The sequence below is a fragment of the Bariatricus sp. SGI.154 genome, from assembly GCF_050313795.1.
GTDB lineage: Bacteria > Bacillota > Clostridia > Lachnospirales > Lachnospiraceae > CAMBRQ01.
On sequence record NZ_JBNPMC010000001.1, the window covers coordinates 278,370 to 303,352 of the forward strand.

The window sequence follows — 24,983 nt, forward strand, 5'->3', positions numbered from 1 at the left end:
TACAATCCATCAATCATACACCACCGGTTTATCCACATATTCCATCTTGATCACCACATAAGGATACGTCTCCCTGTCAAGAATCTTCTCCTCCTTCCCCGGTCCCAGAAGCCTGGTCTTAACCCGGACACTATCCTTGGTCTCATAACACTCCGTGGCTTCAACGCTGTACCCCGTAGTCTCCCGGCATCCATACCCTCTCGCCACATACAGATACCCGTCATCCCCATAACTTAACTTCATCTCCTCCTCTTTGGCCTCCTCAATCTCCCCCAGCAGTTCCTCCGGCACATCCTCCCGGTCCACCACCGTAAACTCCACGTCTCTCACCTTCTCCGCCTCCACCTTCTCCACCGAACACCCAGCCACCCCCAGACAACTCACCACAATCGCCATCCCTCCCAGCAGCTTCATCCTGCAAAAAACCTTCTTAAACCCACGTTTTGCCATACGACCTGACACCTCCTAAATTAACAGCATCCATCCTTTAACATCCCCCTCAGCCTCACTTTTTCATCCTCACTCCACCAACCGCTGTTTTTTTCCACTGCCTCCCCCTGTCACATAAAAAACACACCTCTTCCCCTAATATCATACACACCGACTCTAGGAAAAATTCCAATTTTGTAGTATAATGGTTTTTATATTATGGAAAATAATGTGAAGGAGAATTATTATGAACAACCAAAGACTTTCGGGTATCCTGCTCCACCCAACGTCCCTTCCTTCCCCATATGGAATCGGAGACCTGGGCGAAGCAGCATACGAATTTGTAGATTTTCTTACGGAGGCAGGACAGCATCTATGGCAGATTCTCCCATTGACACACACTGGATACGGAGATTCTCCTTATCAGAGTTTCTCTGCCTTTGCCGGACAGCCTCTTTTGATCAGCCTTTCCCATCTGAAAGAACTGGAACTGATCGACGCTTCCGTCCTGGCTGATTGCCCTGTCTCGGGCCCAGAGCATATCGATTACGGAAGCATTATCCCATGGAAGCAGAACATATTTAAAACTGCCTATTCACGTTTCGCTGCTCCGGATTATCACAATGAACCACTGGCACGCGCCTTCTGTCAGTTTATCGAAGAGGAGCGTTACTGGCTGAATGATTATGCATTATTCATGGCATGCAAAGATGCCAATAACGGTGCGAGCTGGCTGGAGTGGGACGATGAATACCGCCTCCCTACAGAAGAATTCAAGGCGCACCTTCGAGATACTATGTCATATGAGATCGGCTTCTATCAGTTCCTGCAGTTTATCTTCTTCGATGAATGGCTGCAGTTAAAATCTTATGCCAATAAGCACGGAGTTCAGATTATTGGGGACATTCCGATCTTCGTATCAATGGACAGCGCTGATGTATGGGCGAACCAGCACCTGTTCCAGTTGGATTCCAAAGGCTATCCGTTAAAAGTTGCAGGCGTGCCGCCGGATTATTTCTCAGCAACCGGACAGTTATGGGGCAATCCGCTGTATGCGTGGGATGCCCATATGCAGGAAGGCTTCGCGTGGTGGATTTCACGTATCCGCCATCAGTTAAGTTCACTGGATATCCTTAGAATTGATCATTTCCGCGGCTTCGAGGCTTACTGGTCTATCCCTTACGGCGAAGAGACCGCGATCAATGGCGAATGGGTGAAAGCACCTGGCTATGAATTATTCCAGGCAATTCAGAATGCGTTGGGTGATGATCTTCCGATCATTGCGGAGGATCTAGGTATTATTACGGCTGAAGTGGATGCGCTCCGCGAAGCATTCCATTTCCCAGGGATGAAGGTATTGCAGTTCGCATTCGACTCCACAGGAGAAGGCTCATACCTTCCGCACCAGTTCACGAATCCTGACTGCGTATGCTACACAGGAACCCATGACAATGACACTACGCTTGGCTGGTACATGACGCTGAATCCAGAATGCCAGGATAAAGTATGCCGCTATACACATTGCACGGATGTTGCGTACATTAGCCACGACCTGATCGGCACCGCACTTGGAAGTATTGCACGTTATGCCATCTTCCCGATGCAGGATGTGCTTGGATACGGTTCCTCTGCACGTATGAATACGCCGGGCGTTGCGGCCGGCAACTGGAGCTGGCGTTATAAAGAAGGTGTACTCACACCGGAACTTGCCAAAAAACTAAAAGATATGTCCAGATTATATGGAAGATATTAGACAGGAGGAACCATACCGATGATAAGAATTATATTCGTAGCATTATTTTTATTCCTTTTCCTGCTGCTTGGAATTCCGGTACTCGGAATTGAATGGATCATCGGCAGGTTCAACAAAGAAGCCAGTGATTATCAGAGCCTTCGCATCGTTCAGTGGGCATTCAAGGTGATTCTTAAGATTGCCGGCGTAGAAGTAACTGTAATCGGAGAAGAGAATGTACCAGACGAGCCAGTGCTTTTTATCGGGAATCACAGAAGTTATTTTGACATCCTGCTGACCTATTCACGATGCAAGCACCTGACCGGATATGTTGCCAAGAAAGAGATGCTGCGTTACCCGCTTCTTCGTGACTGGATGAAACGGCTCTATTGTCTCTTCCTTGATCGTGACAATCCGAAAGAGGGATTGAAGACGATTCTTCAAGCGATTGATTATGTGAAGAATGGCATATCCATCTGTATCTTTCCGGAAGGAACCCGCAACGATGGCGAAGAACTCAGTTTGCTGCCATTCCACAATGGCTCATTTAAAATTGCGGAGAAATCAGGATGTGCGATTGTGCCTATGTCCATGAACAATACCATCGATATCTTCGAAGGTCATCTGCCACGGATCAAAAAGACTCATGTAGTATTGGAGTACGGGAAACCAATCTATATGAAAGATCTTGACAAAGAGACAAAGAAACATATCGGAGAATACTGTCAGAACATTATTCGGGAAACCATTCATAAGAACCAGGCGCTTGTATAAGCGCCTGTCTTACTTTTTCTTTTACATTTATCCGTTCTGGTGCTATAATAAAACAGAATTTACATTCATACTATTATGCAGTCATTTGTACTGCCAAATCAAAGGAGTAATAAAAAGAAATGAACAGACAAGATCTAACTTTGCTGACAGACTTGTACGAACTTACCATGATGCAGGGCTATTATGCCAAAGGACAGAACGAAAAAGTTATCTTTGACGTATTCTTCCGGCAGAATCCTTGTAACAATGGCTACTCCGTCTGTGCCGGACTGGAACAGGTCATTGACTATATTAAGAATCTGAATTTTACTTATGATGATGTCGATTATCTGAGAGGTCTCGGAATATTCAGCGAAGATTTTCTTCATTATTTGAGCGGTTTTCATTTTAGCGGAGATATCTACGCCATCCCGGAAGGAACGGTCGTATTTCCAAAAGAACCTCTGCTTAAGGTCATTGCACCGATTATGGAAGCCCAGCTCGTAGAGACAGCAATCCTTAATATTGTCAACCACCAGTCTCTGATCGCTACCAAGGCATCCCGTGTCGTATTCGCTGCCGACGGGGACGGAATCATGGAATTCGGCTTAAGAAGAGCCCAGGGACCGGATGCCGGACTGTACGGTGCCAGAGCTGCCATCATTGGTGGCTGTGTCGGAACGTCGAACGTCCTGGCTGGCAAACTCTTCGATGTGCCTGTGATGGGAACCCATGCCCACAGTTGGATCATGAGTTTCAAGGATGAATATACCGCATTTAAATACTATGCGGAACTGTATCCTGATAACTGTACACTGCTGGTTGACACTTACGATACATTGAAGTCCGGAGTTCCGAATGCCATCCGTGTATTCCAGGAATTCAGAGATGCCGGAAAACCATTTAAGAAGTACGGAATCCGCCTGGACAGCGGCGACCTTGCATATCTGTCCAAAGAAGCCCGTAAGATGCTGGACGGGGCCGGCTTCACCGATGCATCGATCTGCGCTTCCAATGACCTGGACGAGCATCTTCTGCACGACCTTAAGATGCAGGGTGCAGCAATCGACTCCTGGGGTGTCGGCACGAATCTGATCACTTCCAAGGACAACCCGTCTTTCGGCGGCGTATATAAACTGGCTGCGATCCAGAACGAAGAAGGCGTATTCGTACCGAAGATTAAAATATCCGAAAATACAGAAAAAATCACAAATCCTGGTAACAAAACGATCTATCGGATCTATGATAAAACAACGGGCAAAGTAAAAGCCGACCTGATCTGTTTCGCAGGAGAGACATTTGATACCAGCGAGGATCTACTTCTGTTTGATCCAATCGAGACATGGAAGAAGACCAAACTTCCGGGCGGCTCTTATACGATGCGGGAGATTCTTGTCCCGATCTTCAAGAATGGAGAATGCATCTATAAGTCACCTTCTGTGAGAGAGATCGCCGAATACTGCAAGCAGGAGAAGAAGACTCTGTGGGAGGAAACCAAACGACTCTTCTATCCTCACCAGGTATACGTGGATCTGTCGCCAAAACTTTACGAAGTGAAGAAATCATTACTAGATCAAATGAGTATTACTGAATAAAAGGAGACTATATCATATGAAGATTATTGTATTAGCAGGCGGACTCAGTCCTGAACGTGACGTATCATTGATCTCAGGTGCTGGGATCTGCAGAACCTTAAGAGAAAAGGGGCATCAGGCATTCTTAATGGATGTCTTCTTCGGATTCCCTTATGATTCTGGTAAATTGGAAGAAGTCTTCGATCTGCCGGGTGCCGGTCTTGAAATTGCAGAAGGCATCAAGACAACTGCTCCGGACCTTGAAGCACTGAAAAAATCCCGTCCGGACCAGTCTGACTGTTACTTAGGACCGAATGTCATCGAACTGTGCCGCATGGCAGACATTACTTTCATGGGACTTCACGGTTCCGTAGGAGAGAACGGCAAATTACAGGCAACTTTCGATATCCTTGGCATCAAGTATACCGGACCGAATTCCCTGGGCTGTGCCGTATCTATGAATAAACTTGTGACCAAGCAGATCTTCAAATCTGCAGACGTTCCTACACCGCGCGGAACTTCCCTTACTCAGGAGACGAAGGATACTCCTCTTAGCGAACTTGGCTATTACCTTCCTTTGATTGTAAAGCCTTGCTCCGGAGGCTCCAGTATCGGCGTATATATTGTCCACACAGAAGAAGAATATACGAATGCAATTCATGAATCCTTCGATGTGAACCACGAGGACGAAGTTGTGATTGAGCCTTACATCAAAGGACGTGAATTCGCCTGCGGTATCCTGGCTGGCAAAGCCCTCCCTCTGGTTGAGATCATCCCGAAGGATGGCGTCTTCGATTATGAGAACAAATATCAGGACGGCGGCGCTCAGGAGATCTGCCCTCCGATATCCATAGACGAAGATACACAGAAAGCAATCCAGGCTGCCGGCGAGAAAGCATTCGAAGCACTTCGAATGGATGTTTACTCTCGTGCTGATTTCATCGTTGATGATGCCGATGGCAGATTCTACTGTCTTGAGATGAATGCACTGCCGGGAATGACACCGGCAAGTCTGATGCCTAAGGCTGCAAGAGCTGCCGGAATTGAGTATGGCGACTTATGCGACAGGATTATTGAGGAATCCTACAAGGCACGCTATCGCTGAACCCTTTACAGTAAACCCTTTACAGACAACAGGCCAAAGATGTGAGAATACTTCTTTGGTCTGACATTTTTATTAAAAATAATATCGCAAAATACACGATTTCAAGGAGGAAAGCAGCATTATGAAAAACCTCACTTTAGAAAATATTACAAAAGCCTGTAATGGCACCTATCGCGGGAACGATAGCCTTCTTGGTCAGGAAGTAAAAGGGGTTGTAATCGACAGCCGCAAGGTAAAGCCAGGATATCTCTTCGTTGCTATTGACGGTGCCAGATTCAACGCCCACAAATTCATCCCTGACACCATCGAAAAAGGCGCACTCTGCGTAGTATCCCACGAGGATCTTGGTGAGACTGACTATCCTTATATCCTGGTGGAATCTACCGGGCAGGCACTTCTCGATATTGCCAAACTCTACCGTGACTCCTTCGACATTAAGGTAGTCGGTATTACCGGAAGCGTTGGAAAGACGAGTACAAAAGAGATGATCGCTTCTGTTGTATCTCAGAAATATAACGTACATAAGACATTAGGCAACTTCAATAATGAATGGGGACTTCCGATTACCATTTTCGAGATGAACGAAGAACATCAGGTAGCAATCCTGGAGATGGGTGTGAATCATTTTGGAGAGATGCGCCGCCTCTCTTCTGTATCAAGCCCGGATATCTGTGTCATTACAAATATCGGAGTTGCACATCTGGAGTTCTTCAAGACGAGAGAAGGAATCTATCAGGAGAAGACTCAGATGATCCAGGACATGAAAGATGGCGGAACCATCATTCTGAACGGAGATGATGATCTTCTGTCAAAGACAGGTCCTATCAAAGGCGTTACTCCTATCTTCTTCGGACTTGACGATAACAATCAATTCCGTGCCGACCGGATTGAACCCTTAGGCCTTCGCGGAACCGCCTGTACCATTCACCTGCCGGATGGCGCTTCTTTTGACTGCGTTGTTCCGCTGCCGGGTATCCATATGGTATCCAATGCACTTGCCGGAACGGCAGTCGGCTATACACTTGGGCTGACACCAGATGAGATAAAAGCTGGTATCGAAGGGCTTCCTTCCATTCCAGGACGCAACAATATCATTAAGACTGCACGACTGATTATTCTGGATGACTGCTACAATGCGAATCCAATCTCCATGAAAGCATCCATTGATGTCCTGAATATGGCAATCGGCCGTAAAGTTGCTATCCTTGGCAACATGGGCGAACTTGGGAATAACGAGCAGGAACTTCACCGCGAAGTCGGCAAATACGCTGCCGAACAAGGTATTGATCTCGTATGCGGAATTGGCGGCCTTGCAAAAGACCTGATTGCAGGTGTGACCGAAAGCAACTCCTCCACTCAGGGACTCTGGTTCGAGACAAAGGCTGATTTCCTCGCGGCTGCGGATGATATTATCCAAGATGGGGATAATGTTCTTGTAAAGGCTTCTCATGGCATGGAATTCCCAGAGATTGTAGATGCCTTGAAAAACATGTAATAGGAGTTATTGCTATGGATTATCAGATTCTCGCACTGGACTTAGACGGCACTCTTACCAATTCTAAGAAAGAGATCTCTAGGCCCACGTTAGAAGCATTGATCGATATACAAAAAAACGGGAAAAAAGTAGTACTTGCAAGCGGACGCCCCACGAACGGCGTCCTTCCCCTTGCCAAAGAACTTCATCTGGAGGAATACGGAAGTTATATCCTGTCCTTTAACGGCGGACGCATCACGGACTGCCGAAGCGGTCAGGTGATCTACAATAAAGTTCTTCCTGAAAATGTTGCCGCCCCTCTGTTCCATATTGCGAAGAAATATACCGGAATCGATATCATCGGCTATACTTCCGACTCCCTACTGTCCGGAATCAATCCGAACCAGTACAGCGAACTGGAGTCCCGAATCAACCATATGCCGATTATTCGGGTGGAAGACTTTCCTTCTTATTTCGAAAAATCCCCGAATAAATTCCTACTTACCGGCGAGCCACAGATTATCCAACGCGTGAAAGAAGAAGCCATCGATTACTTCCACTCTTACCTGTATATCTATTGCTCCGATCCATTTTTCTTGGAGATCATGCCACCGGGAATTGATAAAGCGCATTCCCTGCTGAAACTTCTTGCCAGTATCGGACTGACTTCCGATGAGATGATCTGCTGCGGAGATGGATATAATGATCTTACTATGATCGAGACTGCAGGCTTGGGCGTAGCGATGGCGAATGCACAGCCTCCGGTGTTGGAAAAAGCTGATTATATTACGAAGTCTAATGATGAAGACGGAGTACTGCATGTGATTAACGAATTCATGCGATAAATATAACACACACAGATTCGTAATCTATTACGAATCTGCTTCTATACGCCTTCCCCATCGAATTCCGGGATAAAACTCTCCGATGCCACTTCCCCCTCCTGGATGAATCCGCACTCGACGCCTAGTTCCATGGCATAATCCACCACTCGTTCGTACTCTCTCTTGGTTACCTTTCTTGCAAGCAACGGATCATCCTTTACCTGTTCCATAGGCGTATACTGATTCATAATGCTGATCATAATCCGCTCACCATAGGTCTCATACAGATACCGGATCACCGCCTTAGCGTTCTTCACATGCCCTGGAAGCACGAGATGACGGACAATGACGCCACGCTTCATCCGTCCCGTCTTCTCATCGAACTTCAGGCTTCCCACCTGACTTACCATCTCTTCCAACGCCTCTTTTGCATATGCAGGATAATCCGGCGCATGAGAATACTTCTTCGCCAGTTCTTCTTCCATATATTTAAAATCCGGCAGGTAGATATCTACATACCCTTTAAGCATCTGAATCGTCTCCGTTTTCTCATATCCACTCGTATTATACACGATCGGAAGCCTCAAGCCCTCCTGCTTCGCCATATCGAGCGCCTCAGTTATCTGGGGGACATAATGTGTCGGCGTTACCAGATTGATATTATTTGCCCCTTGCTCCTGCAGTTCCAAAAATATCCTGGCAAGCCGTTTTACACTGATAGGCTTTCCCACTTTCGACCTGGCAATGCTATAGTTCTGGCAAAAGACACATCCCATATTGCACCCGGAGAAAAACACTGTCCCCGATCCTTCTTTTCCTGAGATACAGGTCTCCTCCCACATATGCAGCGCCGCCCTCGCAACCACAAGTTCCCCTGTCTCCTGGCAATATCCTCTCTGTCCTTTCCTGCGGTTCACTTTGCAGTTTCGCGGACACAGGCAGCACTCCTGCATGATACGCTTGCTCCACGCAGTTCTATCCATACACATGCTCCACTCCTTCTCCCCATACTATCTCCCCCATAATACCACTCTTCCCCACTCCAAACAATTCCCCACTCCCCCAAAGTTTTCCTCGACAATCCCACTCCCCCACACACTCTCTTTCTCGTTGTCCCCTTTAAGGTTATTATTATATCCTTTGCTAATAAACAGCAGTTCTGAGAAGCGAGATGTTCCTAAGCAAACAATTCAGGGGTGCTCTTAATGGAGGCGAAATCCACTGCTTACGAAGACTTAAGCACGAAGGCTCTCCTGAGTGCTTTAGTCGCAGTTAGCAGTTAGTTCGCCGGAATGTTATCCCGTTTGCGTGGAATATCTCGCTTCTCAGAACTGCGTCCACTTGTCAAATATAAAAATAACCTCTAAAACAACCTCTTATTGGCATGATAGATTTCCTTAAATCTTAAAAATTCCTCTTCATACTTCTTCACATTTTCAAGAATCGGCTCCGTAACTTCCTCATTCAGTTTCACCATACTCTCACAAGCCTCTTCATAATCCCGGAAATACCCGCTTCCTACCGCAGCCGTCATCGCAGCCCCGATACTAGCCTGCTCCTTCCCCTGATTCGTATAGATCGGGCAATTATACATATCCGCCTGAATCTGTCTGAACAACGGGCTCTTAGCCCCGCCGCCCGCTGCAATCACACGATCCGCCGTAATTCCAAGCGACTGGAAGATCGCGTACGACTCCTTCATGCTATAGACAATTCCCTCCATCGTACTGCGAATCAGATGTGCCTTCGTATGCTTCAGCGTCATTCCAAGATATACGGCCTTCGCATCCGGATCGTTGTGCGGTGTCCGTTCACCATTCAGGTATGGAAGGAATAATAACCCTTCACTTCCCGCCGGAATCTTCTCTGCAATTGCCGTCATATCATCAAAACTTCCGTACTCCAAAATGTTATTCTTAAGCCACTTAAGTGCAACTCCTCCGCTTAGATGCGCTCCCATGATACTCCATAACGTCTCCCCGCCATGGCACCAGGTATTCGTCCGAAGCGACGGATCATACAGCGGCGCATCCAATGCACAAGTCAGATGGCAGGCAGTTCCAATGGTAGATGCCATTCTTCCACTCTTAATCATTCCATTGCCAAGTTCCATCATCAGAGAATCTCCGCCGCCAAATGCAACAAAAGTTCCCTTCTTAAGTCCGGTCTGCCCGGCACATTCTTCCGTAATCACACCCGCCTGCTCATATGCCTCATGGCTTTCCACCAGCAGATCTGCCGAAATTCCTAATTTCTCCAGAATCTCGTATGCCCATGTTCGATGTTTCATATCCCACATACCTGTCGAACTGGCATCTGAAGCATCTGTCCCCCATTCTCCGCACATCCGGTACCGAATGTAATCTTTCGGCAGCATCACCTTATAGATCTTCTCATAATTCTGTGGTTCATTCTCCTTCACCCACATCAGGGACGGCAGAAGGAATCCGGCACTTAAGCGATTGCAGAATACCTGGCCGAACTGCTCTTCCGGCACAACTTCATATATCTTCCGAATCGTCTCTCCGGTTCGCTGATCCGCCCAGATAATTGCATTACGAATTGGTTTGCCGTCTGCATCTACCATAACCAATCCATGCATTTGCCCGGAGTATCCGATTCCTCGGATTCCTTCTCGAATCTCAGGTGCTGTTCCAAGCATCTTGCGGATTGCCCGAATCGTCGCCTGCCACAACTGCTCCATATCCTGCTCTGCCTGGTTCAGTTCCGGCTTCATAATGTCGTACTCGCACTGTCCCTCTGCGATTGTTCTTCCCAGCGGATCAACCGCAACTGCTCTTACACTAGATGTCCCAAGATCAATTCCTACAAAACATTCCATGCATCTTCACCATCCCAGATATCCCGCCAGTCCTTCGCGTCTTCCCACAGGAACACCTTTCCCTTGATCAGACGTGCGTTCTTATCTGCCTTTCTTAATATCTCCATCTCTTCTTCTGTAAGGAAATCCTCTGTCGTACACTTAAGATTCCCTACATATTCATTTTCATAGATTGAAAATGGAATCGGTACGTGACCTCTCTGTACCGCCCATTTCACACATATGGTCGCCGGATGACAGTGATGCGCTTTCGCAATCTCTACAAGTTCCGGCATCTCAAATGTCACCACATCTCCTTCTTCCGTATCACGCTCTGGCCTGCACGGTGATCCCATCGGGCTGTATGCAATCGGAAGAATATCATGTGCCTTGCAGTATTCGAATAACTTCGGCTGCTGGAATGTTGGGTTGATCTCTACCTCCAGTACCGCCGGTTTGATTCTGCAAAGCGGAAGAACCTGTTCAAGTTTTGTAATCGTCATGTTGGACATTCCAATGGCTCTTACCAGTCCCAGGTCTACAAGCCTCTCCATCTGCCTCCATACCGTCATATATTCCTCTACGGTAAATGGAACCGCATCCGGGTTGCGCCCAGTAAGATGTGCTCCCGGAGCATGATAGTTCGGGAACGGCCAATGTACCATATAGATATCCACATAGTCCAACTGCAAATCTCTCAGACTCTGCGCACACGCCACCAGGACATCTCCCTTCCCGTGCATATCATTCCACACCTTCGTCATGATTGTCAGATCCTGCCTCTGTACGATTCCATCTGCGAACGCTCTTGCATACACTTCTCCAATGGCTTTCTCATTGCCATAAGCCGCCGCTCCGTCAAAAAGACGATAACCTGCTCTGATCGCTCCGTACACCGCATCGGCCACCTCTTCGGATGTGAATCGGTCATTCCCGAATGTCCCCATACCAATTCCGGGAATGATCATTCCATTGTTCAGTTTTCTCTGAGGAACCAGAGATGGATTCACTGTCTCCATACGCTACCTCCTTGTCTTCCTATCATCTTTATCTTCATTGCCTTGCTGACATTTCTATTTTAGCTTCCCTTTTACCTGCCAATCTTTGGCCTTCCATGCAGATCTTTCCTCTGCCTGGATCTCCAACTGCCGATAGATCCGTTTTGCCGTTGCCCGCAAATCCTGATTATAGATATCCACCGGATAACGTTCTGATCCTTCAAAATCATCAATCACCGCAAGGGCTATCTTTCCCTCTTCCAAGAATCCTGCCTGCAGAAGCCTCTCTGCCGTCTGCTGCCCAATCTCACCAGTCCCACACAAGAACAGACCTTCTTCCATCCCCGAAGCCTTCTCCTCCACTGCCTTCAGCGCTTCTTCAGACATCCTCCTGTCACGCCGCCAAGGCGCATGTAATATCTCTGCCTCAGGATGCAGTCCCCGGAACGCTTCTTCCCTCTTTCTTACATTGCTGATCTCCTGATTATCCCAGCCAATATACACATACTCCTGATGCTGCTTTTTCTGACAGTCAAGCAAAACCTTTACTGCATCCTCATTATCCAGGAATACACTGTCTGCATAGGGAAATGCATTATCCGTATCGAAAAATACCAGATTCATCCCAATACTTCTCAAACGCAGTAATTTTTCCGGGTCAATCTTCTGGTCATCCTGCCACACAACCGCATTTCTGATATTCTTACTGTACAGCCGGTACAGACAATCTTCCAAAGACGTATGCTCCGGCACTTCTACATACAGCATCAGACCCTCCCGCTCCCAGACACATTTCTGGAAGTCTGCGATAAACCTGGCAAAAAACGGGTTCTTGGATGGCGCAACTACTCCAATCATATCCAGCATATTATGATTGCCGTAATTCTTAAGCGTTACCCGTGTCCCATTACCCACTTCACGCACAATCAGTTCTTCCGCCTCCAGAAGTTCCAATGCTTTTCTCACCGTAATTCTGCTGACTTCGTAATCCTGGGCAAGCTGACGCTCCGAAGGAATCTTCTCGCCATTCTTGTAGACACCTTCATAGATCTGACGGCAGATGTCATTCTTTAGATCGATATACCTTAATTCTGTTATCTCCGAATTCACAAGTCCCCTCCTTTCCTGATACTTCCATAGTTTCCCTTTAATGGTATTATATCATAATACCATTATGTGTCAACCTATAACTCCCGATATTAGCGAAAAATGTCGATAAAATCAAGGAATTTCCTTGAACATAAAGGCTGACATTTTTAAAGATGCATGCTATAATTCAAACAAGCATTATTTTTCTAAACATTCTATATGACAAAGTCATTCCAAATTCTAATGATATTTATAATCTTAGAAAATTCGATGCTTAATCACAGACCCAAGAACAGCAGAGAGGATTCTAAGAAGAATGAAAGAGTCCTCTTATATCCCAAAAAAGGAGGACCATGAATGACGGAAGACCAAAGAATCATACAGGCAGCGAATGAGATTGTCACGCATCACAAAGTAATCGGCATGCCACTGCGTGCTTATAAAGACAGAATCTTTCGCATGATATTCAAAGAAAAACGGGAATTGCTCGAACTTTACAATGCCATGAATGGAACCAGTTATACCAATGAGGATGATCTAATTGTAACAACGTTAGAAAATGCAATTTATCTAGGCATGAAAAATGACATATCTTTTATGCTTTACGACCAGTTGACATTGTATGAACACCAATCCACCAAGAATCCCAACATGCCATTACGGGATTTACTGTACGTAGCAGATGTCTATTCTAATCTGACAAAAGATAAAAATCTATATAGTTCTACTCTAGTAAAGATACCAGAGCCAAAGTTTGTCGTATTCTATAACGGAATAGAATCTATGGAAGAACGCCGAGAATTAAAACTCTCAGATGCATATGAAATAAAAAGCGAGAATCCAGACCTGGAATTAAAAGTAACTGAGTTGAATATCAATTCGGGATATAATGAAGAATTAATGAATAAATGTCAAACACTGCGAGAGTACATGATCCTGGTATCCAAGATTCGGAATTACAGTCAAGAAATGCCCTTTGCAGAAGCTGTAGAATATGCCGTAGACGAATGTATCAACGAAGATATTTTAGCGGAATTTTTACGAAAGAACAAAAACGAGGTAATCAAAGTGAGCATATATGAATATAACGAAGAACGCCATCTTCAACAGGAACGTGATGAAGCATGGCAGGAAGGCAACAAAACCGGCAAAAAACTAGGTGAAGAGCGTGTTAACAAACTTCACTACCATCTTATAGAAGATAATCGTATACAAGATTTGAAACATTCCATCGAAGATGAAGCATATCAGGAACACTTAATGGAAGAATACGGAATTGAATAGAGAGTGTACGGCGCAGGACTCCGGCTGGCATCCCCTCAAGCATCCTCCCTCGCCGTTCACTTCTAATCTCTCATTTTCTACCTAAGAACCCCCTTGAATTCCTCATATGCCGCATCCCAAGCCTCTGCATCCCGCGGCTCATACGACATCACATTCTCGGAATTCGCAACAATTCGCCTTGCCTCTTTAATATCCTTGATCTCGCCCAGCGCCATAAACTGAACCGCCAGATTTCCAAGCGCCGTTGCTTCCACCGGACCTGCCATCACTTCACAATGATTGGCACAAGCCGTCATCTGGCAAAGCATCTTGCTTTGAATCCCCCCACCAATCATATGGATTCTGTGATACTTTTTATCCAGACAGAATTCAATCTTCTCCAGAACGTTCCTATATTTTAAAGCAAGACTCTGATTAATGCAGCACACGATCTCACCTACGGTCTTAGGAACCGGCTGTCCTGTCTTTTGGCAGAATTCCCGGATTCTTCTTGGCATGTTGCCTGCGGGTACGAATTCTGGTGCATCTACATCGATATAACTTCTAAAAGGCTTTGCTTTTGCCGCCATCTGCTCCAGTTCACCAAAACTATATTCCTGCCCTTCGCGAATCCACTGACGCCGGCATTCCTGAACCATCCATAAGCCAGTGATATTTTTCAGGAAATTCACCTTGCCGCCATAACTTCCTTCATTTGTCACGCTCAGTTCCAGAGATCTCTTGCCAATCGCAGGTTCTGATAATTCTGTACCATAGAGACTCCAGGTGCCACAACTGATGAAGATGAAGTCCTCCTCCTGAGTCGGCACCGCAACAGATGCGCTTTGTGTATCGTGAGACGCCACCGCAATCACTTTCTTGGAATCAATGGACAACTCCTCGCAGATCTCTGGTTTCAACTCTCCGATCACCGTCCCGCTTTCAATCACCTCCGGGAAGAAATCCTCCTTAAGTTCCAGGGCATCCGCCACCTCTTTCGACCATTGTTTATTACGGATATCATACATGGAAGAGGTCGTTGCCATGGTATACTCTGACTTCTGATTCCCCGTAAGGAAATACCCTAACAGATCCGGTGTAAATAAGAACTTCTTCGCTCGTTCCAGCATCCACGGACGCTTCTCCCTCAATGCATTCATCTGGAAAATTGTATTAAAATACATGAATTCATTTCCTGTAATCTCATAGAGGCGCTCTTTGGAAATCTTGGAAAATACATCTTCGATCATCCCCTGGGTCCGGTCATCCCTGTAATGGATTGCATTCTCCAGCAGTTCCCCATGTTCATCCAACAGAGCAAAGTCTACTCCCCAGGTGTCAATTCCGATACTTTCAAAATCCCCACACCTTTTTGCCTTGATCATCCCCTGCTTTATCTCATAAAACTGCCGCAGTGTATCCCAATACATGGTTCCGTTTACGGTCACCGGATCATTGGAGAATCTATGTACTTCCTTCATAGCGATCTTGCCATCTTCCAACGTTCCCAGAATCGCACGTCCACTGGATGCGCCAAAATCAAATGCCAGTACGCTCTTCGCCTTCTCTCCCATACCACACTCTCCTTCTTCCCTGTACTCATAGTCTCACACAGTAAGGTACCTATGACTAGTTATCTTCGATTCACTATCACTGATTATTTGTCGATTCCCGGATGTCTTCCGGTCAGCCCCATCTGTCTCCTGATATCATATAACTGCTCTACTCTCTCCTGACTTAAGATCTGCGGTCCACCCAGCATCTTAGCCTGATACAGAAGCCTTGCATAGAACTCCAAAGATTCCATCTTATGATATGCATTCAGCAAAGAATCTGAATATGTAAGCGCGCCATGATTCTCTAATAACACGGCATCATAGCGTGACAGGAATTCGGCAATGGAATCCGGCACTTCTACGGTAGAAGGAGTTCCGTACTTTGCGATCGGAACGCTGCCAAGCGCAATGACTGCTTCCGGCATGATTGGCTCCTCTAGTGGAATACCTGCAATAGCAAATGTTGTTGCATACATCGGGTGTGCATGAACAACAGCATTCACATCCAGTCTCTCCTTGTAGACTCTCATATGCATCTTAATCTCAGATGATGGACGGAATCCTTCATTTGCCTCCAGTACATTACCTTCACCGTCTACCTTACAGATATACTCAGGTGTCATGAAACCTTTGCTGACTCCTGTCGGGGTGCACAGATACTCATTGTCATTCAGTTTTACCGAAAAGTTGCCATCATTAGAAGCCACCATTCCCCGGTCATATACCCGTCTTCCAATCTCGCACATCTCTTTTTTGATGTCTAATTCACTTTTCATGTATTCTTCCTCCTTATGTTTCATTTTAGTCGTTCATTTTATAAAACAGTTTTATATAATATAGTTATATAATAGCACTGGATAAAAAACTACGCAATATGATATATTGAACAAATCTCATTTCCACTTTTTAGTTATATTTACTTTTATTTGTATTTCTATTTTCTGATTTTTCTGATATAATCATTTTAAAATGCATTTCATAAAACCATTTCAAATATTAACCACTATAGTTTTATTATTATGAGGAGGAATCATTATGGAACGCTTTTCTCTTTCAGATATAAAAGTAAAGAATCGCATAGACATCTTTCATTATATTTATAACAATCCTTGCAGTTCCAAGCAGAAGATTGCCAACCAGCTTGGCATAACGCTTCCTACTGTCACTCAGCATCTGACAGCATTGATGGAAGATCAGCTCGTAGAAAAAAGCGGCCAGTTAAATTCCACTTGCGGAAGAAAGGCAACTTCTTATTCTATTATCTCTACTGCCCGGATTGCTATCGGCATTGAACTTACGGAACACACCGTTCATATCGCGGCAGTTGACTTATACGTTGTCAAAAAAGCAAAAGTAAAGATTAATTTGAAATTCGAAAGAACAGAGGCGTATTTTGAGACACTTCGTGATCATGTTCTTGCTTTCATTGAGAAATATCATTTTAAAAATGAGCAGATTCTTGGAATTGGCATCGGGATTCAGGGACTGGTTTCACAAGGTGGCCGCCGGATCACTTATGCGACGGTTATTGATGTGGAGGGCCTTTCCATTGATATCTTTGAAAAATATTTTTCCTGGCCATGCCGTTTTATACATAACACTGACTGTGCCGCGAACAGTGAACTGTGGGTGAATCCTGAGATCAACGATGCTATCTATCTATCTCTCTGCATGCATCTGGGCGGCGCATTGATTCTAAACCGACAGATTAAAGAGGGCATTACGGGCAAATCAGGCATCTTTGAGCACATGACTCTGATTCCCGGCGGACGTCCTTGCTATTGCGGACGTACAGGATGCGCAGAATGCTATTGTTCCGCCAGTACTTTTCTTGATGACCAGATGGATCTTGATGACTTTTTCCAGCAGAAAGCACAGGGCAACTCTGATTACCAGAAACGCTGGGAAGAATTCTTATACTATCTTGCCATCCTGATCAATAATCTGCACATGGTCTTAGAAAGTACCGTCATTCTCGGCGGAGATATCATCCCGTATCTCACCGATAAAGATCTGAAAATGCTTCAGGATAAGGTCGTTGAATTTTCGGCATTTGGGGATGCGCCTACTTATATTCTGCCTGGGAAATGCCGGAATGATGCCGTGGCGATCGGGGCAGCACTGCCATTTATACAGGAATTTCTACAGAACTTTATAGAAGAATCCTGATTCTTCTGGCGGTTATATGGCTAAGAAAATAAACGAACAGCAAGAAATACTGGTAAATAACAGAATGAATATCGGCGGAACTTATACTTCATAAGATCTGCCGATATTTTTCTCTTATTATCCTATTTTCAGTTGGAATCAGGGTTACGCCTTCTATCTTATACTTTCATCAATTCTTCTGTTCTTAAAATAATATTCTTTATCCCGTTCACCGATTGGCCGCATCACTTTACAGGGATTACCAACAGCTACCACATCAGATGGAATATCCTTCGTGACAACGCTTCCTGCTCCGATCACCGTATTATCACCGATGGTTACTCCAGGCATAATCATTACTCCTGCTCCGATCCAGCAGTTTTTCCCAATATGAACAGGTGCATTATACTGATATGCCTGCTGGCGAAGTTCCGGCAGGATCGGATGCCCCGCCGTGGCAATCGTCACATTCGGGCCAAACATGGTGTAATCGCCTACGTAGATATGCGTATCATCCACTAGTGTCAGGTTAAAATTCGCATAGATATTCTTCCCGAAGTGCGTATGATGACCACCCCAGTTGCTGTGAAGAGGCGGTTCTATATAACAGCCGTCACCAATCTCAGCAAACATCTCCTTTAATAACGCCTCTCTTTTGGCGCCTTCTGACGGTCGTGTCAGGTTGTAATCGTACTGGCGCTCCAGGCACTGCTCCTGTTCTTTCATAATCTCTTCGCCATTGGGAAGGTATAGATCCGTGCTGTGCATTTTTTCAAATTCAGTCATATTGCTTCTCCTTTACATTTTTCCTGTCCGACAGAGTAGGTATACCGGACTGCATTTTACCCAATTTCTTATTATTTATTATAATAATCTCGAGAGAGAACTGCAATAATTTCATAAACTTAAATATTTTCAAACCATATTGGGCATTACATTTACATATAGGGAGGATTTTACCATGCAGGAAGTGTACGAATTTTTAAAGAACTGTAATACATATTATCTGGCAACAGTTATCCCTGCATTTCTGCTACAATCTCTGAATCCTCACAGATAATTAACCTTTTATCCGAGAACATTTTTCTATAAAATAATGACGACATGATGTAACGAAATGACTAGTTGGGGTATATATAAGCAAAGAAGGATGTGACGCGATGTTAGATATGGATTCCATATATAGCGAACATGCAAAACTGGTATATAAATTTCTAATCTCCTTATGCCACGAGACAGATACTGCCGAAGAACTGACACAAGAAACATTCCATCAGGCAGTCCGATGCGCAAACAAGTATAACGGGAACTGCAAGGTATCCACCTGGCTGTGCCAGATCGCAAAAATCTATGGCACAAAGAATTAAGGAGACGGAATAAAAAACTGATCATCGAATTCGCCGGAGGCGTAACAAAAGAAATTCGAATAAAAGATCTGTATACTGGCGAGGGGTTAGATAAAGTCGGGATTATCATGAATTAAAAAGGGACACGGCAAATTCAAAAAGGGACACGGCTATTTTAATTGGGGACGGGGGAAATTGAAAAAAACAATGTCCCCTCTTTAGTGCGTTAATCTAACGCTGTCTGTTTTACCCTGCTAAGTCCTTTTGCCACCGCCGGAACTGAGATAATAACCACCGTCATGACCGCCTCTGCCAGCAGAAAACTATAGTTATAAGCAATCGGGTAGATGCTCTTCAATGACTGCGGGAAATTATCTGGCATGTAGTCCATCCAATATAGGTATCCTCCCAGAGAGTGGAATGCTCCTCTGGCGAGAACCGCCGCAATATATCCCTTCAGCAAGCCATTCTTGCTTTTTGCGAAAAATCCGGCAACGCCCAGCGCCGCGAATGCCAGCACATAGTCACAGCAAACCTGAAAGAATGAAAGCACATACGGTTCCTGGATGAACTGTAGGAGCCCATAAGAAAGCCCCACAAGGATTCCAGTCTGTACTCCGTACCAGTTGCCGACCAATACAATGAACAGCATACTGCACAGCGTTACGCTTCCACCCCACGGCAACTTGAATATCTTCATATAAGAAGTCACAAACGCCAGCGCCATTGCCATCGCGCAGAACACTAACTGCTTTGTGCTCATCTTCTTTTTCCCGGATTTCTTCCCCGCAAAAAATAACGCAACGATAAAGAGTACAACTCCAACAACAATACATACCGCATATCCGGCAGTTGTCAGACCGCCTTCTGCATTGACTAATAGATCAAACATAAAAATGCCCTCCTTGTCTCCGATTGAAAACAAAAAGGGCTTGAAGCCAATCTATAACGCATCCCTACGTTGGCATTATCCACATCAGGTTATGGGTCGAAGTTGACAACTTCCTCTCAGCCTATTCTATAAGCTCCCCTTGTTATCAATCTTATGTAGTTTGTCCAGTCATTATCATATACATGCTGCTTGGAAATGTCAACTCCATTACATCAGATTATCTTTCTTACCTTGCAGGCATCTCTCTAATCAATCAATAGGTCTGTAACTTGTATATTTCAATTCTGCTAAATTTGCGAGATTCGCGTCATTTGAAAAAGCGCACAAAATATCTAATGAAATCAAGCCAAACTTTGTTAAAAATTTATCTTTACATTATCTATACTACGTGTTAATATTTTAACAGTTTAAGGAACGAGAATAAATGAGAAGGAAGTGAATGATAATGATGAAGTTATTCAATGCTCTTAAAGAGTATTTTTCTGGGGAAACTGCTTTGTCAATATTTATAGAGAAACTTAACTAAGAAGTTGTTAGGATGATTAGAAAGGTGTATCGAAAATTTTTTCGATACACCTTTTTTTATCATTTTCCAGATGGGTCTTACATTACAAGTATATCTATTCGCCTGCATTCTGAGTTGCTTTACGCTCTGCAATTTCTTTAATATACTGCGGATTTTTTGTTTCAACATCCAGGAACCAGATATCAACCAGCAAGATGATAGCAACAACTAAGGGACCGAATTTAAAGAATGCATCAATACCGCTGATCGTACTTGCAGACTGAACCTCCAAAGCACCATTATATCCAACTGCACTTAAGAAGAATCCAAAGGCTGCTGTCAAAGCTCCTTGCCCGATTTTGGCGCCTACAGAACTTGCAGAGAACAAGACAGACTGAACACGTATACCGGTCTTCCACTCGCCATAATCGATAGTGTCACCGATGAGGGCTCCGGCCATACCCATCGCAAAGCCCATTCCAATACCGCGCAACAGCGCCGTAGCAAATAAAATAGTAGAGGATGTCGGCACTACTATAAATACAACCTGAGCCACCACCATACAGATTGAACCGAACAATACCATCTGTCGCTTCGTATACTTTTTCAAAAAGAAAGGAGCCACTGCAGACAGAAATACGCCAGGCAAGTTGGAGCATGCAACAAACGTTCCCATCAAAGCCATATTTCCCAACACAGAGTTTAGGTAATAAATGGAAACAGACAGGTTAAAGGTCAGAATAAAATTGGCCATCAAATTAACAACAAAGGCCATCCACCAATATTTGTTTACAACAGCACATTTGATACCAACGATGAGATTCTCCGGAGGAACATCATTCTCTACCCGTTCTTTGACAAACAATACATTCAATGCCAAAGGTATCAGACCGATAATACCAAAGACCATAATAGACTTAATCCATGCAGACTGCAGCCCTTGACCTCCAAAAAAATCAACCATCGGCATCATAACAGATGCCATAATAGTCTGTGTCAAAGCTGAAAACATCATGAAAAAAATCAGCATCTGCGAACGGTCAACAGAGTCATTTGTGACATAGGACGGAAGAGAATTAGCGGCCATGCCCACATAAGTGTACAAAACAGTATTAAACAGGTTATATGTAACAAAGATGTAAACTATACGCAAGGCTACACTTCCGTCCGGAACCAGGAATACCAGAATAACGGAAAGCACCATAGGAATAGCCCACTTCAGTATAACGGGAATACAATGCCCTCTTTTACTTTTGTGGCTATCAATAATTTGACCTGCAATCAAGTCAGACACGCCATCGAAAATCTTAGAGAACGCAATAACACCGCCAACCAGACCGGCATTCAGCAAGATAACTATCTTCTGAAACAGTACTTGAGAAAGTCATCCACAATATCGACGACCTGGCTGGTCCAGAACTCCGCCCCTCCATGATCGCCTCCTTTTATGAAATACAATTGAACATCCTTACCACACTTTTTCATCTGGCGGTAGAGAATCACACTACCTTCGCAATTGACCAAACGATCCTTCGTACCATGAAAGATAATGGTCGGCGGCATAACCGTTTCTTCGGTAATGTTGCATTCAACAGAAAGTTTTTTCTTTAATTCAAGATTATCTCTCAAATCCACGCGCCCCATAACCAGTCCTTCCGGACTATCCGGCTGGCAGTGAAGAACCTGAATAGGATTGGAGTCTTCGTTCATGACGCTGCAGCTTCCATAATAATTAATAATGCCTTTGACCTCAGCAGAAATGCCGGGAAATAGGTTATTCTCCACATCATCATGAATCATACCTGCAAACATAGCTGTATGCCCGCCAGAAGAATCACCCGCAATAACAATATTCTCAGCATCCACATGATATTCTGCAGCATGGGCACGCATAAAACGCACCGCATTTCTTGCATCCATAATCTGTGCAGGAAAAGGCGCAATGCCAGAATGCCGATACTCGACAACAGCCACAACATAACCACGCTCAGCCAATTTGGAAACACGACATAATTGATGGAACACATCTTGGGGAAGCCATGCTGAACCTTGCACAAACACAATACAAGGACAGACCATCTCAGGATTGTTACGACTAAAAGGCAACAGGATCTGCAGATGCAGCCGAACAGAATCTATCTCGGCATACTCTACATTATGGATATAGGAAACACCCATTTCGTCACCGGTGGTCTGAATCACTTGAACACCTTCTATTTCCTCTGTAAATTCCGGAATTTCTTCATAAGTCCATTCTTTTACTTCCATAAAATAACCTTCCTTTTACTCATTTAGAAAAGCAAATGCTTCCTCCAAGTGCTTATTCCAAAAATCCCAATCATGCTCCCCTGTATCCTCAATGTATGTAAAATCCGCATTTTGCGCTTGTAAGAAGTCGCGCATAGCATGATTTTCTTTGAGCAGAAAATCCTCACTGCCTTCTGTCATAAAAATTCTTGGAATACTTTTTTTGCTCTTTTCCAATTCCTGATAAATAACCCTTGGGTCCAAATCGCTCGTTGCAAGCATCTTCGGATCTCCAAATACACGACATTGGAACTCCACATTTGACACGCCATCGTCAACCGGAACTCCTCCGTTATCAACAATACGAATGGGTATATATGCTCCGGAAAATGCCAAAATCTTCGAAAAAGTGTGTGCATATTTTAATCCATTACGCATGGCACCATATCCACCCATTGACAGACCGCCGATATATGTATCTTCCCTCTCTTTCGACAATGGAAATAGCCTGCGCGTATACTCGACTAGTTCTTCCCCAATATATTTCCCGAAATGACGGTTTTCTGCTACATGATCAATATAGAAACTGTTATCACCATCCGGCATAATTACTGCAATCCCATACTTTTTACTTAACTCACTGATATGAGTATGTACAAGATAGTCGTTCTCATCTCCGGTATATCCATGCAGCAAATACAGTGTTTTCATATTTTCCAACACAAAATCAGGACTTCCATCTTTCAGAAACCCTCCATCATTGGGCAATACTGCCGTGAACGGAACCGTACGCATCAGGCAATTAGAAAAAAAACGAACACGAATAATAGCCATAATCTCCCTCCTTTGCTTCTTATTTGCCTTCATTGTGTTCAATTATATAGAATTAACAAATAAATTGACTGGAATTATATGCGGAGAAAACCGCCAAAAATTGATTTATTTTTTGAAAGATTTATATACTCAAAATTGATTTATATTAGAGAATACTCATTGACGCATTGGTTAAGTTGTGGTAATTTATAATTACTATTTTGATTATATTGCACAATTTTTCATCTACAATATCAATTAATTGCTGTTTTTGACATCAATCATATGCATTTTTCAGCAAAATGCCAAATAAAAACATATCAACAGCAAAGGAGGAGGAAAATGCAGGCTTTTCACGAGATAGTTATCACACCAGAAAACATTCCTGCCATCATACTACTGCATACAAGTAAATCCATTAACCAACCCCATTGGCATGAATCGGTGGAACTGCTTGCTTCTTTAGATTCACAGTTACATATCTCTTGCGATCAAAATACATTTAATCTCAAGGAAAACGATGTTGCCATAATAAACAACTCACAGATACACTGTGTTTCCGCTCTGGAAGGTCATTCCTTTACCAGTTTGTCACTTCGCATTGCACCTGAGATTTTCCAAAAATACTGCGGTAAAAATCACTGCTGGTTTGACTTAAATCGAAGCCCGGAGGCTCGCAAAGAAATTGCAGACTGTGCTCAGAAATTATATGAACTTTATTCTGAAGAAAATACCCAGCCGTACTTGCTTTTAGAAGCAAACTCCATTTTATTTCATATTGTATATCTGATGGTTACGCATATTCGTAGCGACTATCCGGCAGATAGACTCCATTATTCTGAGAAATATTACAATCGTTATCGCGAAATTATGCGCTACATGGAGGAACATTACAATGAACCAATTAGTTTGGAAGATGTCGCCTCTTTCATTCACTTATCCAAGGAGCATCTCTCACGGGAATTTCCTACTTATGTAGGGGAGGGATTCCGCGAACATCTAACAAACATTCGTCTTAATAATGCACATAAAGACTTGTTAGGCAGTGATCTGCCATTAATTGATATTGCAATTAAGAACGGCTTTTCTGATCTTCGCTGTTATAATAGGGCATTCCAGAAATATTATAAGACTACCCCTGCCCAATATCGTCGGAAATATAAGAGGCTTAAAAATGAATAGTTGACAAATTGATAATGCATGCCAAAGCGGCAACTTCATTTTTCTGTTTTTTTTAAATCCAATAGAAACTAAAGATTTATTTGGTCAATTGATGATAAAGACGCACTTTAATAAGCCATTTTCGATGGCTTAAAATTCATTTTGAAAAGTTAAAATTCAGGCACTTTCTAAAGAAAATAAATGAATTCCTGTCCTGCCTTTTTGAATCTTATTATGAAGCTTGTTTATATTC

22 protein-coding genes and 1 riboswitch are annotated in these 24,983 nt (G+C 44.1%); of the genes, 10 read left to right on the forward strand and 12 right to left on the reverse strand.

Features of this window, described 5'->3' with window-relative positions; translation table 11 throughout:
- Window positions 1-9 precede the first annotated feature (9 nt).
- A complete protein-coding gene (locus ACQRBN_RS01410; protein WP_427737124.1) occupies window positions 10-450 on the reverse strand; it encodes a protease complex subunit PrcB family protein in 441 nt (146 codons plus the stop codon).
- Between the two features lie 226 nt (window positions 451-676).
- On the opposite strand from ACQRBN_RS01410, the gene malQ reads away from it, so the two are divergent.
- The 6 genes from malQ to ACQRBN_RS01440 all read left to right on the forward strand — a co-directional run bounded on the left by malQ (window position 677) and on the right by ACQRBN_RS01440 (window position 7,912).
- Window positions 677-2,182: a 4-alpha-glucanotransferase gene (gene malQ, locus ACQRBN_RS01415; RefSeq protein WP_427737125.1), complete on the forward strand. Its 1,506-nt coding sequence runs from the start codon at window positions 677-679 to the stop codon at window positions 2,180-2,182.
- Between the two features lie 18 nt (window positions 2,183-2,200).
- Window positions 2,201-2,935 (forward strand): lysophospholipid acyltransferase family protein, encoded by a 735-nt coding sequence (locus ACQRBN_RS01420; RefSeq protein WP_427737127.1) that lies wholly within the window; start codon window positions 2,201-2,203, stop codon window positions 2,933-2,935.
- 119 nt (window positions 2,936-3,054) lie between these two features.
- Window positions 3,055-4,509 carry a nicotinate phosphoribosyltransferase gene (locus ACQRBN_RS01425; RefSeq protein WP_427737128.1) on the forward strand — a complete coding sequence of 485 codons (1,455 nt, stop codon included), beginning with the start codon at window positions 3,055-3,057 and terminating at the stop codon, window positions 4,507-4,509.
- Window positions 4,510-4,525: 16 nt separating this feature from the next.
- Window positions 4,526-5,593, forward strand: a complete 1,068-nt coding sequence (locus tag ACQRBN_RS01430) for a D-alanine--D-alanine ligase family protein (protein WP_427737129.1) — start codon at window positions 4,526-4,528, stop codon at window positions 5,591-5,593.
- A gap of 121 nt (window positions 5,594-5,714) precedes the next feature.
- Complete coding sequence (locus tag ACQRBN_RS01435; protein ID WP_427737130.1) at window positions 5,715-7,088, forward strand: UDP-N-acetylmuramoyl-tripeptide--D-alanyl-D-alanine ligase; 1,374 nt, start codon at window positions 5,715-5,717, stop codon at window positions 7,086-7,088.
- Window positions 7,089-7,102: 14 nt separating this feature from the next.
- The gene (locus ACQRBN_RS01440) at window positions 7,103-7,912 is read left to right on the forward strand and encodes a Cof-type HAD-IIB family hydrolase (protein WP_427737131.1); all 810 of its coding nucleotides are present in this window, start codon (window positions 7,103-7,105) and stop codon (window positions 7,910-7,912) included.
- Between the two features lie 41 nt (window positions 7,913-7,953).
- Here the strand turns inward: ACQRBN_RS01440 and ACQRBN_RS01445 are convergent, their stop codons facing one another.
- The 4 genes from ACQRBN_RS01445 to ACQRBN_RS01460 form a co-directional block, all read right to left on the reverse strand.
- Entirely contained in the window at window positions 7,954-8,874 is a 921-nt protein-coding gene (locus ACQRBN_RS01445; protein WP_427737132.1) for a radical SAM protein, read from the reverse strand.
- A 380-nt stretch (window positions 8,875-9,254) separates the two neighbouring features.
- Window positions 9,255-10,733, reverse strand: coding sequence for a xylulokinase (xylB, locus tag ACQRBN_RS01450; RefSeq protein WP_427737133.1), 1,479 nt, complete (start codon window positions 10,731-10,733; stop codon window positions 9,255-9,257).
- On the reverse strand, window positions 10,718-11,731 hold the full coding sequence (locus tag ACQRBN_RS01455) for an aldo/keto reductase family protein (protein ID WP_427737134.1): 1,014 nt from the start codon (window positions 11,729-11,731) through the stop codon (window positions 10,718-10,720). The genes xylB and ACQRBN_RS01455 overlap by 16 nt, the downstream gene beginning before the upstream one ends.
- Before the next feature lie 54 nt (window positions 11,732-11,785).
- Window positions 11,786-12,820 (reverse strand): GntR family transcriptional regulator, encoded by a 1,035-nt coding sequence (locus tag ACQRBN_RS01460; RefSeq protein WP_427737135.1) that lies wholly within the window; start codon window positions 12,818-12,820, stop codon window positions 11,786-11,788.
- 336 nt (window positions 12,821-13,156) lie between these two features.
- On the opposite strand from ACQRBN_RS01460, the gene ACQRBN_RS01465 reads away from it, so the two are divergent.
- Window positions 13,157-14,083, forward strand: coding sequence for a hypothetical protein (locus ACQRBN_RS01465; RefSeq protein ID WP_427737136.1), 927 nt, complete (start codon window positions 13,157-13,159; stop codon window positions 14,081-14,083).
- 77 nt (window positions 14,084-14,160) lie between these two features.
- Here the strand turns inward: ACQRBN_RS01465 and ACQRBN_RS01470 are convergent, their stop codons facing one another.
- Both ACQRBN_RS01470 and ACQRBN_RS01475 read right to left on the reverse strand, forming a co-directional pair.
- Window positions 14,161-15,636, reverse strand: coding sequence for a rhamnulokinase (locus tag ACQRBN_RS01470; protein WP_427737137.1), 1,476 nt, complete (start codon window positions 15,634-15,636; stop codon window positions 14,161-14,163).
- 83 nt (window positions 15,637-15,719) lie between these two features.
- Window positions 15,720-16,394: a class II aldolase/adducin family protein gene (locus ACQRBN_RS01475; RefSeq protein ID WP_427737138.1), complete on the reverse strand. Its 675-nt coding sequence runs from the start codon at window positions 16,392-16,394 to the stop codon at window positions 15,720-15,722.
- Window positions 16,395-16,653: 259 nt separating this feature from the next.
- Between ACQRBN_RS01475 and ACQRBN_RS01480 the strand changes: the two genes are divergently transcribed.
- Window positions 16,654-17,787 carry an ROK family transcriptional regulator gene (locus ACQRBN_RS01480; RefSeq protein ID WP_427737139.1) on the forward strand — a complete coding sequence of 378 codons (1,134 nt, stop codon included), beginning with the start codon at window positions 16,654-16,656 and terminating at the stop codon, window positions 17,785-17,787.
- A gap of 153 nt (window positions 17,788-17,940) precedes the next feature.
- On the opposite strand, the gene ACQRBN_RS01485 is transcribed toward ACQRBN_RS01480, so the two are convergent.
- Window positions 17,941-18,552: a sugar O-acetyltransferase gene (locus tag ACQRBN_RS01485; RefSeq protein ID WP_427737140.1), complete on the reverse strand. Its 612-nt coding sequence runs from the start codon at window positions 18,550-18,552 to the stop codon at window positions 17,941-17,943.
- Between the two features lie 374 nt (window positions 18,553-18,926).
- Here ACQRBN_RS01485 and ACQRBN_RS01490 point away from each other — a divergent pair, with 374 nt between their 5' ends.
- Window positions 18,927-19,133 carry a sigma-70 family RNA polymerase sigma factor gene (locus tag ACQRBN_RS01490; protein WP_427737141.1) on the forward strand — a complete coding sequence of 69 codons (207 nt, stop codon included), beginning with the start codon at window positions 18,927-18,929 and terminating at the stop codon, window positions 19,131-19,133.
- A 205-nt stretch (window positions 19,134-19,338) separates the two neighbouring features.
- Here the strand turns inward: ACQRBN_RS01490 and ACQRBN_RS01495 are convergent, their stop codons facing one another.
- From ACQRBN_RS01495 to ACQRBN_RS01510, 4 genes are all read right to left on the reverse strand, one after another.
- A complete protein-coding gene (locus tag ACQRBN_RS01495) occupies window positions 19,339-20,004 on the reverse strand; it encodes an energy-coupled thiamine transporter ThiT (protein WP_427737142.1) in 666 nt (221 codons plus the stop codon).
- A gap of 44 nt (window positions 20,005-20,048) precedes the next feature.
- Window positions 20,049-20,154, reverse strand: a riboswitch (TPP riboswitch).
- A 470-nt stretch (window positions 20,155-20,624) separates the two neighbouring features.
- A complete protein-coding gene (locus tag ACQRBN_RS01500) occupies window positions 20,625-21,860 on the reverse strand; it encodes an MFS transporter (protein WP_427737143.1) in 1,236 nt (411 codons plus the stop codon).
- A 5-nt stretch (window positions 21,861-21,865) separates the two neighbouring features.
- Window positions 21,866-22,777, reverse strand: coding sequence for an alpha/beta hydrolase fold domain-containing protein (locus ACQRBN_RS01505; RefSeq protein ID WP_427737144.1), 912 nt, complete (start codon window positions 22,775-22,777; stop codon window positions 21,866-21,868).
- A gap of 15 nt (window positions 22,778-22,792) precedes the next feature.
- Window positions 22,793-23,590: an alpha/beta hydrolase gene (locus ACQRBN_RS01510; RefSeq protein ID WP_427737145.1), complete on the reverse strand. Its 798-nt coding sequence runs from the start codon at window positions 23,588-23,590 to the stop codon at window positions 22,793-22,795.
- A 321-nt stretch (window positions 23,591-23,911) separates the two neighbouring features.
- Between ACQRBN_RS01510 and ACQRBN_RS01515 the strand changes: the two genes are divergently transcribed.
- Window positions 23,912-24,751, forward strand: coding sequence for a helix-turn-helix transcriptional regulator (locus tag ACQRBN_RS01515; RefSeq protein ID WP_427737146.1), 840 nt, complete (start codon window positions 23,912-23,914; stop codon window positions 24,749-24,751).
- Window positions 24,752-24,983: the final 232 nt, after the last annotated feature.

What these genes read in the sequence shown, in the direction of transcription:
- ACQRBN_RS01480 (WP_427737139.1), top strand. Translation starts at nt 16,654, where the DNA reads ATGGAACGCTTTTCTCTTTCAGATATAAAAGTAAAGAATCGCATAGAC.
- ACQRBN_RS01430 (WP_427737129.1), top strand. Translation starts at nt 4,526, where the DNA reads ATGAAGATTATTGTATTAGCAGGCGGACTCAGTCCTGAACGTGACGTA.
- ACQRBN_RS01470 (WP_427737137.1), bottom strand. Translation starts at nt 15,636, where the DNA reads ATGGGAGAGAAGGCGAAGAGCGTACTGGCATTTGATTTTGGCGCATCC.
- ACQRBN_RS01425 (WP_427737128.1), top strand. Translation starts at nt 3,055, where the DNA reads ATGAACAGACAAGATCTAACTTTGCTGACAGACTTGTACGAACTTACC.
- ACQRBN_RS01495 (WP_427737142.1), bottom strand. Translation starts at nt 20,004, where the DNA reads ATGTTTGATCTATTAGTCAATGCAGAAGGCGGTCTGACAACTGCCGGA.
- ACQRBN_RS01440 (WP_427737131.1), top strand. Translation starts at nt 7,103, where the DNA reads ATGGATTATCAGATTCTCGCACTGGACTTAGACGGCACTCTTACCAAT.
- ACQRBN_RS01490 (WP_427737141.1), top strand. Translation starts at nt 18,927, where the DNA reads ATGTTAGATATGGATTCCATATATAGCGAACATGCAAAACTGGTATAT.
- ACQRBN_RS01515 (WP_427737146.1), top strand. Translation starts at nt 23,912, where the DNA reads ATGCAGGCTTTTCACGAGATAGTTATCACACCAGAAAACATTCCTGCC.
- ACQRBN_RS01435 (WP_427737130.1), top strand. Translation starts at nt 5,715, where the DNA reads ATGAAAAACCTCACTTTAGAAAATATTACAAAAGCCTGTAATGGCACC.
- ACQRBN_RS01445 (WP_427737132.1), bottom strand. Translation starts at nt 8,874, where the DNA reads ATGGATAGAACTGCGTGGAGCAAGCGTATCATGCAGGAGTGCTGCCTG.
- ACQRBN_RS01420 (WP_427737127.1), top strand. Translation starts at nt 2,201, where the DNA reads ATGATAAGAATTATATTCGTAGCATTATTTTTATTCCTTTTCCTGCTG.
- ACQRBN_RS01410 (WP_427737124.1), bottom strand. Translation starts at nt 450, where the DNA reads ATGGCAAAACGTGGGTTTAAGAAGGTTTTTTGCAGGATGAAGCTGCTG.
- ACQRBN_RS01485 (WP_427737140.1), bottom strand. Translation starts at nt 18,552, where the DNA reads ATGACTGAATTTGAAAAAATGCACAGCACGGATCTATACCTTCCCAAT.
- ACQRBN_RS01510 (WP_427737145.1), bottom strand. Translation starts at nt 23,590, where the DNA reads ATGGCTATTATTCGTGTTCGTTTTTTTTCTAATTGCCTGATGCGTACG.
- ACQRBN_RS01475 (WP_427737138.1), bottom strand. Translation starts at nt 16,394, where the DNA reads ATGAAAAGTGAATTAGACATCAAAAAAGAGATGTGCGAGATTGGAAGA.
- ACQRBN_RS01505 (WP_427737144.1), bottom strand. Translation starts at nt 22,777, where the DNA reads ATGGAAGTAAAAGAATGGACTTATGAAGAAATTCCGGAATTTACAGAG.
- xylB (WP_427737133.1), bottom strand. Translation starts at nt 10,733, where the DNA reads ATGGAATGTTTTGTAGGAATTGATCTTGGGACATCTAGTGTAAGAGCA.
- malQ (WP_427737125.1), top strand. Translation starts at nt 677, where the DNA reads ATGAACAACCAAAGACTTTCGGGTATCCTGCTCCACCCAACGTCCCTT.
- ACQRBN_RS01465 (WP_427737136.1), top strand. Translation starts at nt 13,157, where the DNA reads ATGACGGAAGACCAAAGAATCATACAGGCAGCGAATGAGATTGTCACG.
- ACQRBN_RS01455 (WP_427737134.1), bottom strand. Translation starts at nt 11,731, where the DNA reads ATGGAGACAGTGAATCCATCTCTGGTTCCTCAGAGAAAACTGAACAAT.